At 63.8% G+C, this 11866-nt stretch carries 11 protein-coding genes; 5 read left to right on the forward strand and 6 right to left on the reverse strand.

Going from position 1 to position 11866, the window contains the following annotated elements; all coding sequences use genetic code 11:
- Positions 1 to 80 precede the first annotated feature (80 nt).
- A complete protein-coding gene (gene mepK, locus ARC39_RS07590) occupies positions 81 to 656 on the reverse strand; it encodes a peptidoglycan L,D-endopeptidase MepK (protein WP_068112455.1) in 576 nt (191 codons plus the stop codon).
- Positions 657 to 1007: 351 nt separating this feature from the next.
- On the opposite strand from mepK, the gene ARC39_RS07595 reads away from it, so the two are divergent.
- Positions 1008 to 2612: a L,D-transpeptidase family protein gene (locus ARC39_RS07595; RefSeq protein ID WP_068112458.1), complete on the forward strand. Its 1605-nt coding sequence runs from the start codon at positions 1008 to 1010 to the stop codon at positions 2610 to 2612.
- A 25-nt stretch (positions 2613 to 2637) separates the two neighbouring features.
- Here ARC39_RS07595 and ARC39_RS07600 read toward each other — a convergent pair whose 3' ends face one another.
- Positions 2638 to 3408 (reverse strand): sulfotransferase, encoded by a 771-nt coding sequence (locus tag ARC39_RS07600; RefSeq protein WP_068112461.1) that lies wholly within the window; start codon positions 3406 to 3408, stop codon positions 2638 to 2640.
- 53 nt (positions 3409 to 3461) lie between these two features.
- Entirely contained in the window at positions 3462 to 4013 is a 552-nt protein-coding gene (locus ARC39_RS07605; protein WP_068112464.1) for a DUF4177 domain-containing protein, read from the reverse strand.
- Positions 4014 to 4310: 297 nt separating this feature from the next.
- Here ARC39_RS07605 and ARC39_RS07610 point away from each other — a divergent pair, with 297 nt between their 5' ends.
- Positions 4311 to 6566, forward strand: a complete 2256-nt coding sequence (locus ARC39_RS07610) for a Calx-beta domain-containing protein (protein ID WP_068112465.1) — start codon at positions 4311 to 4313, stop codon at positions 6564 to 6566.
- Positions 6567 to 6687: 121 nt separating this feature from the next.
- On the opposite strand, the gene gatB is transcribed toward ARC39_RS07610, so the two are convergent.
- Entirely contained in the window at positions 6688 to 8196 is a 1509-nt protein-coding gene (gatB, locus tag ARC39_RS07615; protein ID WP_068112469.1) for an Asp-tRNA(Asn)/Glu-tRNA(Gln) amidotransferase subunit GatB, read from the reverse strand.
- A gap of 312 nt (positions 8197 to 8508) precedes the next feature.
- Between gatB and ARC39_RS07620 the strand changes: the two genes are divergently transcribed.
- The 3 genes from ARC39_RS07620 to ARC39_RS07630 all read left to right on the forward strand — a co-directional run bounded on the left by ARC39_RS07620 (position 8509) and on the right by ARC39_RS07630 (position 10468).
- Positions 8509 to 9201 carry a transglycosylase SLT domain-containing protein gene (locus ARC39_RS07620; protein WP_236545147.1) on the forward strand — a complete coding sequence of 231 codons (693 nt, stop codon included), beginning with the start codon at positions 8509 to 8511 and terminating at the stop codon, positions 9199 to 9201.
- Between the two features lie 167 nt (positions 9202 to 9368).
- Positions 9369 to 9833 carry an Lrp/AsnC family transcriptional regulator gene (locus ARC39_RS25825; RefSeq protein ID WP_161470942.1) on the forward strand — a complete coding sequence of 155 codons (465 nt, stop codon included), beginning with the start codon at positions 9369 to 9371 and terminating at the stop codon, positions 9831 to 9833.
- Positions 9830 to 10468: a LysE family transporter gene (locus ARC39_RS07630; RefSeq protein ID WP_068112477.1), complete on the forward strand. Its 639-nt coding sequence runs from the start codon at positions 9830 to 9832 to the stop codon at positions 10466 to 10468. The genes ARC39_RS25825 and ARC39_RS07630 overlap by 4 nt, the downstream gene beginning before the upstream one ends.
- On the opposite strand, the gene ARC39_RS07635 is transcribed toward ARC39_RS07630, so the two are convergent.
- Both ARC39_RS07635 and ARC39_RS07640 read right to left on the reverse strand, forming a co-directional pair.
- On the reverse strand, positions 10455 to 10817 hold the full coding sequence (locus tag ARC39_RS07635; RefSeq protein ID WP_068112480.1) for a Pepco domain-containing protein: 363 nt from the start codon (positions 10815 to 10817) through the stop codon (positions 10455 to 10457). The genes ARC39_RS07630 and ARC39_RS07635 overlap by 14 nt on opposite strands.
- Positions 10818 to 10826: 9 nt before the next feature.
- The gene (locus ARC39_RS07640) at positions 10827 to 11816 is read right to left on the reverse strand and encodes a hypothetical protein (RefSeq protein WP_068112483.1); all 990 of its coding nucleotides are present in this window, start codon (positions 11814 to 11816) and stop codon (positions 10827 to 10829) included.
- Positions 11817 to 11866: the final 50 nt, after the last annotated feature.

Here is an 11866-nt window from a genome sequence, read left to right on the forward strand (position 1 = left end):
AGCCAATCCGGCGCCGCACCTCGTTAGGAGGCGGGAGTGATCTTAGGGAAGCGAAACGGGCTTGGCAGCAATCCGAAGGATCAGCCGTTCCAGCTCCGGACGACGCCGCAATCCATGTGCACGAAATTGGAACCGCGATAGGTGCCGACGCCACCGGCCCGGCAGGCCTGCGCCGCCTTGGCCATCTGGTAGATCGAGCGATTGCCGAGCCGCAGGTCCGCCGCCTGTCCCTTCATGTGCAGGGAGTTCTTCGCCACGCCGCCGGAGCGGGAGCGAAGCATCGCGTTGGTCGCGGGCGAGCGATATCCCGACAACAGAAGGTAGGGTTCCGACGTGTCCATCAGGTTGTGCGCCGCGGCCATGATGTCGATCGTCCGTGTGTCGATCGACCTGACCTCGTTGCGCCGCCAGTCGCGCATGAAGGCATTGATCTCCTTGAGCGCGTCCTTGATGTAGCTGCCTTCGACCCAGTAGATCGTATCCATGCTCTCGCCGGTGCGGCCGTTGTACATCTTCACACGGCGGATATCGCCGCCGCCACGAAGGAATCCAGCTGCATTGGAGAATGTCGGCGCCGCAATAAGCGTTGTCGCCGCAAAAGCGCGTAGGATGCCGCGCCGCGAGACCCTCGAAGGGTCACTCTGACTTCCGGTCATAGGTTCTGCCTGTCCCGTTGCCTGTCTTCGCATCCGCCTTTTGGCGGTTTTTTCCACACCTCATCCCCAGGTGTGGCACTGTGATGCCACAAAGCGATTCCCCATCCAAGAGCGCATTTTGCGCCGGGGAGGTGATTGTCAAAAAATAGGCAGAAACCTGCTTAAAATCTGTTACCACATGCAGATTTGATTTTTTCCCTTTCCAGTGAGCGATTTGCACCACAGCGTCGTCGGATCGCCACACCGGCGACGGTGCCTTGCGCGCTGTCGCAATTGTGCGTGGACACTCGCGAACCACGCGTGAAAAGGTGCATCCCGATCCTGTGAGCAGTATTTGTCGAAGGAATAATCATGCAATCTGCGGTGAGCCGCCGGTCTATTCCAGCCCTTCTGGTTGCCCTGACACTCGCGTTCGTGGTCGGGGGGCTCCGTCCCGCCGTCGCGCAGGACATGGCCTTCAAACAGGCCGTGGCCGAAGCCGCGGTCGGAAACGAGGTGCTGGCGACCTTCTACCGGACACGTGATTACAAGCCGCTGTTTACCGGCGCGAAGGACAAGCGCCGCCGGTCCGCGCTGATCCGGGCGCTGGACTCGGCCGATGCCCACGGGCTTCCAGCGCGCCGCTACGATCCGGAGGCGCTGAAATCCGCCTTCGCGTCGGCCAAGTCGCCGCGCGACCGGGGCCGGGCCGAAGTTCTGGCGGCGCGGATGTTCCTGCAATACAGCACCGACATCCAGTCCGGCGCCATGACGCCGCGGCGGATCGACAGCGATATCGTGCGGGTGATTCCGCGCCGCGACCCGCTGCTGCAATTGCAGGCGTTCTCCAAGTCGTCGCCCTCTGGCTTCCTGAAGGCGTTGCCGCCCAAGACACCGCAATACAATGGCCTGCTGGCCGAGAAGATGCGGCTCGAGAAGGCGCTGGAGAAGGGCGGCTGGGGCCCGCAGGTCGGTGGATCGGTGGTCAAACCGGGCCAGTCCGGCGCGCAGGTCGTCGCGCTGCGCAACCGTCTCATCGCCATGGGGTACATGAAGCGCTCCGCCAGCCAGTCCTACGACGGCACGCTGCAAAAGGCGGTTCAGGCGTTCCAGATCGACCATGGGCTCGCGCCTGACGGCGTGGCCGGCGAGGGGACGCTCAAGGCCGTCAACGTGAGCCCGCAGGTGCGTCTGTCGCAGGTCATCGTCGCCATGGAACGCGAGCGCTGGACCAATATCCCGAAGGGCAAGCGGCACGTTCTGGTGAATATCCCCGAATACACCGCGCGCATCATCGACAACGGCAAGGAGACCTTCTCCACCCGCGTCGTCGTGGGCAAGAACCAGTCGGGCCAGCGGACGCCGGAATTCTCCGACACGATGGAATTCATGGTCATCAACCCGACCTGGAACGTGCCGCGTTCCATCACCATCAAGGAATACCTGCCGCAGCTTCAGAAGAACCCCAACGCGGTGAGCCACCTGCGCGTGGTGGATTCCAAGGGCCGCACGATCAGCCGCAACAGCGTGAACTTCTCGCAATACACGGCCGCCACCTTCCCCTACCGGCTGAAGCAGCCGCCGAGCCAGGGCAATGCGCTCGGCCAGGTGAAGTTCATGTTCCCCAACCCGTACAACATCTACCTGCACGACACGCCGTCCAAGAGCCTCTTCGCGCGGGATCGCCGTGCCTTCTCTCACGGCTGCGTGCGGGTCGCCGATCCCTTCGACTTCGCCCATGCTCTGCTGGCCCGGCAGACGAAGGATCCCGAGGGCCTGTTCCAGTCGCGCCTCAACGGCGGCGCGGAATCCCGCCTCGACCTGGCCGAACCCGTGCCGGTGCACCTGCAATACCGCACCGCCTTCGTGACGCCGAAGGGCCGGATCAACTACCGGTCCGACATCTACGGCCGGGATGCGAAGATCTGGGCCGCGATGAAGCAGGCCGGTGTCCGTCTGACCGCCGCAGGCAGCTGACGAAGTGCCGGCGCGACGCGGCGGCTCACCCCGCCGCGGCGTCCGGCGTCGTGGCGCCCGCGCCCTCGGGCAGCTCCGGCCCCAGCCAGTCCGCCCGACCGATGCGGGTGAAGTAATCCGCAACCGTCGCCGCGTCCGCATAGCGGCGCAGAACCACGTTGTTGCCCTGCTTGACCAGCGGGCTCAGCAGCGCGTCGTCGCCCTCCGGCACGCCCAGATGCTTCAGCAGCCGCGCCGGGAACCCCTCCTCGAACATCTCGCGGTATTCCACGCACATCAGCGGGTTGGGCAGGCGCTCCAGCCAGTTGCGCAGCAGGAAGTCCTTGTTGACCAGCTCGTTGCAGCTCTCGGCGACCCAATGCACATGCGCCTCCAGCTTCGGCGGCAACGCGCCCGGCGCGGTACGGGTCCATTCGCCGGTGATCTGCGTGTGCCGCATGGAGGCGAATTGCGCCAGCTTGTTCTGCCGATGGACGAAGATCAGCGCCACATCCGGCCGCGCCGGCAGCACCTCGGTGAAGAGCCGCGGATTGTGCTGGAACAGGATCTTCAACCCCACCGCCGCGAGCGGCCCCTGCGGCCCCTCCGTCAGCGACAGGCGCTCGTCGAAGAAGGCGAGCGGGTCGGCATCGCGCGCCACGATCGCCTCGTAGTCGGTGGTCTTCTGGCCATCGTCGTCGATCTGCCAGGCATCGAAGCTCTCGCCGCGGCAGAACAGCCGCGGATCGGAGTTGAGGAGGGTCTGCAGGTACGTCGTGCCGCTTCGTGGCAGACCGAGGATAACGAAGTGTTTCATGCGCAAAGCACTGAACCAGCGCGGCCCCGCGTGCAAGCTACCACAGTGCCGCGCTACTCGGCGGCGACGTTGCCGTCATCCTTCTCGCGCCGCGCCGGCCCGAGCGTCGGCGCGCCTTCGGGCAGGGCATCGCGATAGGCGCTGAGCGCCGCAGCGGCCGCCGCTGCCGCCGCAGCCGTCTGGTCCCCGTCCGTGGCCGCCTTGGAGGCCGCCGGCGGCGCGGGCGGCGTCGGGGGCACCGGCGCCGCGGAGGGCACCGGCATCTCCGGGGCGGCAGGCTTGCCCGCGGGCGCGGCCGCAACCAGCGGCGGCATCTCGGCCGGCGCCTTCAGCTCGGCCGGTCGCGTCGGCTCCGGCAGCGGCACGCCCACCGCGACCGCGCGGCGGAACACCAGCATGTTGTGGAAGACGGTGGTCGAGCCGGTCAGCCCGCTGCGCTCCTCGCTCGGCAGGGTGTCGGTCCGCAGGTATTCCCATCCCTCGGCGGCCAACTCGTTGATCGCCGTCTCAAGCGCCAGCGCAAATCGGCCCTGCGCGCCCTTGGTCCCCTTGCCCTTGCGCCCCTTCACGGGTGCAGGCACCACCTTGTATTCGAAAATCGACATGCCCAAACCCCCCGGTCGGCTCACTCGCAAGCCCGATGATTACCCGATTCGCCGGCCCGCGTCCAAATCCGGCCGTTTCTGCCACGTCCAGCGTTGCGTATCCACCTACGGTTTAAAGACCGGTTCGCCGTCTAGGTAATCGGCTCCACGCTGCTGGCCGGGCGCAACCTGTCCGAATGTGGCAAAACTAAGAGAATATTGGGAAATTGTTAGGCCGAGAAAGTCGAATCGGCTAGCCTCGATAGAGGCCCCTGTGGGGAGGGGTATCACGAGTGTGCATTCAGAAGGGAATTTCCAATGGTCAAGATGACCCTGTCTCCGGCCTATGCGGTCGAGGGGACGAACGCCTACACCGATATCGTTTTCACCGCGACGCTGGCCACGACCGTTTTCTACGACGTGACGGTCAACTACCGGACCCTGTTCGACGGCTCGGCGGATGAGACCGATCTCTACCTCAACTCGATCTATGCGCCCACCGGATCCTTCACCATCGCCGCCGGCGACACGACCGCCACGATCACCCTGCGGACGAGCTACTACGACGATGTGAACGAATACGACGAGTTCTTCACGCTCGAACTGTTCAACCCGACCAGCGGTGTCACCTTCCCCGGCGACCGGCCGGTGCTGCGCGCCATGGGGATCATCCAGGACGACGACGGCAGCCCGAGCCTGTCGGTCAACGTCTCCGATCCGATCTATGTCGAACAGGACAGCGGAACCCGCAACGCGGTCTTCGAGGTGCGCCTGTCGCAACCTGCGCCGAAGGCCCTGTCCTTCGACTACACGACCATCGACGGAAGCGCGCTCGCCGGCTCGGATTACACGGAGACCACGGGCACGATCAATTTCGTCCCCGGTCAAGAGGTCGCCTACGTGAACGTGCCGATCAAGGGCGACAGGCTTGCCGAGGGAACCGAAACCTTCAGCCTCAAGGTGACGCCGCCAACCGGCGAGGGGATCAGCACCTACGATTCCGTGGGCGAGGCGACCATTCTCGACGATGACGCAGGCAAGGGCACGGTCATCTCCCTGCACGAGGCGCGCGCCATCGAGGGGACGAATAACTACACGGATCTGGTTTTCACCGCCACGCTGTCAGAGGCCTACACCCAGGACGTTATGGTATCCTACCGGACGCTCTTTACCGGCACCGGCGCCGTGGAGGATCTGTACAGTACCCGTGAGCACACCGGCACGATCACCTTCGTCGCGGGGGAGACCTCGAAGGACATCACCATCCAGACGTCCTACTATGACAGTGACGACGAGTTCGACGAGGTTGTGTTCCTCGAACTCTTCAACCCGTCGACCGGCGCGATGCTCGCCGGCGGCGTGCCGACCTTGGCGGCATCGGGCGTCATCCTCGACGATGACGGGGGCGGAACCAATGTCGCGCTCGCCTCGGCGCCGGTGAGCATCGTCGAGAACGAATACGAGGATAAGAGCACGGTCCACTCCATCGCCGTGGAGCTGACACGCCCCTCCACCACGGCCCTGAGCTTCGACGTCAAGGCCGTCAACGGTACGGCGAAGGCTGGCGCCGATTTCACCTTGTTGCAGAATTCGATCTACTTCGCTCCGGGCAAGACCACGGCCGGCGTGAAGGTGAGGATCAAGGACGATCTCAAGGTCGAGGCGCTCGAATCCTTCGAACTGGCCTTCACCCTCAAGTCCGGGGCGGATTTTTCCGGCTCGATCCTCAATCAATCCGTCACCATCGTCGACACGCCCGTCTTCACCGCCAAGGGCGATGTCATTCGCCTGACCGCCGCCGATGACCGCGTCAACGGGTTGGGCGGCAATGACGAGATATTCGGGCTCGGCGGCAATGACCTCCTCCGCGGCGGCAGCGGGCGCGACCTGCTCGACGGCGGTGCCGGCGCCGACAACCTGCTCGGTGGCGGCGGGGACGATGGCCTCTTCGGCGGCGGCGGGAACGACCTTCTGTCCGGCGATGCGGGCGGCGACCGGCTGGTCGGTGGCGCCGGTGTCGACACCGCAAGCTACGCCAGCGCCAAGAAAGGCGTCGTCGCCTCGTTCTCCAAGACCGGCAAGAACACCCGCGATGCGCAGGGCGACAGCTACACCGGTGTCGAGAACATGATCGGTTCCAATCAGGCCGACACGCTCGAAGGCGACGGACGCGCCAACAAGCTGGACGGCGGCAAGGGCGACGACCTGCTTATCGGCAAGGCCGGCAACGATGTGCTGCTCGGCGGCGCTGGCCGGGACAAGCTGCTCGGCGGCGACAAGTCCGACCGTCTCGACGGTGGGGCGGGGTCCGACATTCTTGGCGGCGGCAAGGGGGCGGACAAGTTCGTCTTCACCGGCGGCAACGACCGCATCACGGATTTCCAGAACAACGTCGATACCGTGCTCCTGGACAGCGATCTGTGGTCGGGCCGCTACTCCGTCCAGCGTCTGGTGGACCGGTACGGGGTCGACAACGGCAACTCGGTGTCGCTGGAATTCAGCGGCGGCAACAGCCTCAAATTCGCCGGGGTGAAGGATCTCGACCAGCTGGTCGACGACATCTCCTACATCTGAGGCCGTTTCGGTCGTTCGCCACGGGCAAAACGACCGAAACCCGCAATATGGGGTGTCATGATACCTTTTTGCGACCGGTCAAAACGACCGGTCGCACAGGGCAAAACGTACATTCCGGCGATCAGCCCAGTTTCTTGGCGACGATCTCGTTCACGGCCTTCGGGTTGGCCTTGCCGCCCGTCGCCTTCATCACCTGACCAACGAACCATCCGGCGAGTTTCGGATTGACCTTGGCCTTCTCCACCTGCGCCGGGTTGGCCTCGATGATCTCGTCCACGACCTTCTCGATGGCGCTCGTGTCCGTGACCTGTTTCATGCCTCTTTCTTCAACGATTTCAGCGGGTTCTCCGCCTTCGTTGAAGACGATTTCAAACAGGTCCTTGGCGATCTTGCCGGAGATGTCTCCCTTGCTGATCAGGGTGATGATCTCGCCCAGCTGGGCTGCGGAAACGGGGCTCTGGCCAATATCCAGATCGTCTTTCTTGAGGCGCCCGAACAGCTCGTTGATGACCCAGTTCGCCGCCAGCTTGCCGTCGCGTCCCCGCGCCACTTCCTCGAAATAGGCCGCCGATTCCGCCTCTGCCGTCAGCACCGAGGCATCGTATTCCGTCATCCCGAAGTCATTGACAAAGCGCGATTTTTTCTCGTCCGGAAGCTCCGGAAGGCTGGCCGCGATCTCGTCCACCCAGGCCTGTTCGATCTCCAGCGGCAGCAAGTCCGGGCAGGGGAAGTAGCGGTAATCATGCGCCTCTTCCTTGCTGCGCATCGACCGCGTCTCGCCCTTGTCGGGGTCGTAGAGGCGTGTCTCCTGATCCACCGTGCCACCGTCCTCGATAATCGCGATCTGCCGTTTCGCTTCGAATTCAATGGCTTGCTGGATGAAGCGCATGGAGTTCATGTTCTTGATCTCGCAGCGCGTGCCCAGGTGCGAGAAGTCCTGCGTCTCCATGTACTTCTCGTATTGTCCGGGCCGGCAGACCGAGACGTTCACGTCCGCCCGCAGGTTTCCGTTCTGCATGTTGCCGTCGCAGGTTCCCAGATATCTCAATATTTGCCGTAGCTTAGCAACATAGGCCGCCGCTTCTTCCGGGCCGCGAATGTCGGGACGGGAGACGATTTCCATCAGCGCCACGCCCGTCCGGTTGAGGTCGACGAAGGACATGTGCGGGTCCATGTCGTGGATCGACTTGCCTGCGTCCTGCTCCAGGTGAATCCGCTCGATCCGCACCTTGCGCGCCACGCCGGGCCCCATGTCGACCAGCACCTCGCCTTCACCGACAATCGGGTGGTAAAGCTGGCTGATCTGGTAGCCCTGCGGCAGGTCCGGATAGAAGTAATTCTTCCGGTCGAAGGCCGAGAAGAGGTTGATGTCCGCCTTCAGGCCGAGCCCCGTGCGGACCGCTTGGGCCACGCAGAACTCATTGATAACAGGCAGCATTCCGGGCATCCCCGCGTCGATGAACGCGACGTTTGAATTGGGCTCGGCACCGAATTGCGTCGAGGCGCCGGAGAACAGCTTCGCCTTGGAGGCGACCTGCGCATGCACCTCCATCCCGATCACCAGTTCCCAGTCTTCCTTTGCGCCGGAAATGACCTTCGGGGCGGGGGCTTCGTAAGTGAGATCCAGCATCGGCGGTATCCTTGCAGGGATTTCGGGACGGTATCGCGGTGTCTGCTGGGTTCTATGGGACGCCGTGACGAGGGGCAAGAGGGCCGTGGCCCGCGCAGACGCCAACGCGCCTGGTCCATAGCCCGTCACGCCGTTGGTGACGGTCCGCTTGACAATTCGTGCGGCCGACAAGCATTGGTTCCGTGGTCGGAAATCACGCGCGGTATCCCGCCCAATTTCGAGTTGCGGCATCGCAGATCTTGCCAGATCCGAGCGGACAGGTCAGAAATTCGCCGCCGGACCAGATCCGGTGTTGTCAGAGATCTCCACCTCATGCCACGCACGTCACCGCTCCTTGCCGTCCTCGTCGCCTTGCCACTTGCCCTCGCGGGATGTGTGAAATCTGCCGAGGAGCCGCCAATGGAAGCGGTCGAGGAATCCGAAGCGACGGCCTCCAGCAAGGCGCCGATTCTCGACACGCCACCCATGCGGTGGGACCATCGGCCGGGGTCCGACGACTGGACCGTATCGGCGCTTCAGGCGTTGCGGTCCCATGGCTCGGTGCTTCCGTCCATGGTGCCGGCGGATATCGAAACATGGTGTCCGGGGTATTCGGAAGCGAGCCTCGAAGACCGGGAGGCGTTCTGGGTCGGGCTCATATCGGCGCTCGCCAAACACGAAAGCACCTGGAACCCGGCTGCCGTGGGCGGCGGAGGGTTGTGGTTTGGCCTGGTGCAGATCGCGCCGCCGACCGCCAATGGCTACGGCTGCCGCGCGCGCAGCGGCGCAGCGCTCAAGGACGGGTCGGACAACGTAAGTTGCGCCATCCGCATCATGGCGCACACGGTACCGCGTGACGGTGTCGTGAGCCGGGGGATGCGCGGTGTTGCCGCCGATTGGGGGCCGTTCCACTCTGCCCAGAAACGCGCCGACATGATTGAATGGACCCGCGCGCAGCCATTCTGCGAGCCCAAGCCGCAAAACCTCCGGGCGCAGCTCCGCAAGATTTCTCAGCGCGACGGCTGATCGTCCTTACCAGCGTTGCCGGCTATCGTCCCGGTTCGTGCCCGCATGCGCGTGCGAATCGGAGTCGGTCCTGCTATCTGATTGGGTTTGTGGATCCTGATCGGAGATCGACTTATCTGCCGACAAGATTATTGCAATCTGATGTTCATGCGAGCATATTGCTGGACATGGATGATACGGACCGGAAAATTTGTGAGATCCTCCAGGCGCAGGGGCGGGCCTCCAGCGCCGAATTGGCGGCGGCTGTCGGGCTGTCGGTCTCTTCGGCCAATGAGCGGGTGCGGCGCCTGGTTGCGCAAGGCGTGATTTCCCAGTGGCAAGCCGTGCTGGACCGGGAAGCCGCCGGCGCGGCGCTTTGTGCCTTCGTCCTGATCGACATGGATTTCGACGGCGAAGCGGAGGCGGCAGCGGAATTGACGGCGCGTCCCGAGGTCTTGGAGTTGCACCATATCAGCGGTGCGCATTCCTATCTTATGAAACTTCGCCTTCCGGATACTGCGGCCCTGCAACGGTTCCTTCAAGACGTCGTGAAGCCACTTCGGGCGGTACGGCGAACGGAGACGATGATCTCGCTCGATACCCAAAAGGAGACTGCGGCGGTTCGGATTCTTGCGCCGGAAACGCGGGAATGATCCTCGTTCTACTCAAGGGGATCGGCATCGGGCTTGCCGTTGCTGCGCCTGTGGGGCCTATCGGTTTGCTGTGTATTCGGCGCACACTGATGGACGGGCGGGCAGCCGGTCTCGCGACAGGGCTCGGGGCAGCAACGGCGGATGGCGTCTACGGGCTCATGGTGGCGGCCGGTTTTGCGGCAACCGGGGTGCTGGTCTCCTACACGGATCCCCTGGCGGTTGCAGGCGGGCTGCTGGTGGCGGCACTCGGCGTGATGTCATTGCGCGGGTACTGGGCTGCGCGCAATGCGCCCGCACCACAGGCCGCCGGGCGTGGGCGGCCCTATCGTGGAGTTGCCGCGGCCTGGGCGACCACCTTTGCGCTCACCCTCTCCAATCCGATGACGATCCTCGCCTTTGTCGGCATGATCGCGGCGCTCGGCTCCGCGGCTTCGGGCACGGCACTCGCACCGTACCTCCTGGTCGTTGGAGTGTTCACAGGGTCGGCACTTTGGTGGCTCCTGCTGGTGCACATGGCGCATTTCGCCGGCGCGCGCATGAACGCCGGGGCGATGCATTGGCTGGACCTCGCCTCAGGCTCCGTTTTGCTGATCTGGGGCCTTTGGATCGCCGGATCTGCCGTCAGCTTCTCTTGAAGACCAACGATATGCCGGCTTCGGCGGAGGTTGAGGCGATCCCGATGTTGCCTTCGGCTGACAGGGTGAGGCTCAGCGTGATTTCGGAGAGGCGCAGCTTGGTTTCCTTCGTTTCCTCGCGCTCGGCGACACCCTGGATGATCGTGACGTAGTTGTTGATCTGCGTTTCGACCTTTTCGGTGTCCGAGGGAACCTCTTTGCGGCCGCCCCAGAGCCCCCGCGCTACAGCCTGGTTGACGTTCGACGCATCGACCATGGTCCGCGCTCCGTCGTTCCCCTCGGCGGGAACGACCAGATAGACCTCGCCGGGCGGGGTGGTGGGTTCGCTGGAATCATTTTCTGGTGCCATTTCAAACTCCTATTGATAAAGATCTACGTCGAGTACCCGTTCGACCTGCTGAAGCAGCAGGGTGCGCGATTCATACGACCCTGTGTCGGTCATGATCTGGGACAGGTGCAGCGCGGCCAGTTGATGCCCGACCTCCACGAGCGAGCCGCTGTCGCCATTTGACCCAAGTCCATCATGGCAAAGGATCATCGGAACGGCTGATCCCGTGTAATGGGCATGGGCTGAGATGTCGGTCACAAATCCGGCCACGCCGGCGGAAACCGCACCTGAGAACAGCGTTGGATCCCCGGCGGACAACCAGGAGACGTCCGGTGCCGAGAATTGTGTCGGGGCGACGGAGGGCCAGCCCGTGTCTAGGAAAACCGCGTCCACGCAGGGCGGTGCAAAAACCGGGCGCCGTGCGGAATACTGCGAGCCATTGGCGCGTACCGAAACCGCAGGGATACCTGCGCCCAGCACGTGAGCGGCCGTCAGGCACCCCTCCTGATTTGCGAAATACCGGTTGATGGCGCGGCCTCGAACCCAGCAGGCGGCGGTGCCGAGGAGTTGGCCCGAAGCCGAGACTTCCATCGCCTGCGGTGTGTTTCGGGCTGGAATGACGAGAATCGGAAAGGCGAAGTCATCGCCCACGGAATATACGTCTCCGCCGTAGACGTACGGACGCTCCGAACCACTGGTAAGGATGCGACCACCCCAGAGGTATCCAGATTTCTCGATTGCCGCGGCAATCTCGGGTGGCCACCGTCCCGGTATTTCGGGCAGGCCAGCAAATGGAATGAAACCGATCCCGGCGTGCCACGCGCCATGCACCTCTTCCGCCGCATGACGCACGCGCTGCGCAAACTCTCCCGCGAGAAGGAACTGCGTCCAGGACAACCGACGCATCCACGGTTCCATGTGCTTTTCGGCGACAGCTTCGCGGATGGACTCCGGGAGTCCCTCAGGCGGCGCAGGGATGTCGGGTGTCAGCCGGTCGATTTCTTGTTGCGAGAGCGGCATGTCAAATCACGCCTTGAATGGAAGCCTTAAATGCAAACATTGCACACCGA

It is taken from the genome of Tropicimonas marinistellae (assembly GCF_001509585.1).
Classification (GTDB): Bacteria; Pseudomonadota; Alphaproteobacteria; order Rhodobacterales; family Rhodobacteraceae; genus Tropicimonas; species Tropicimonas marinistellae.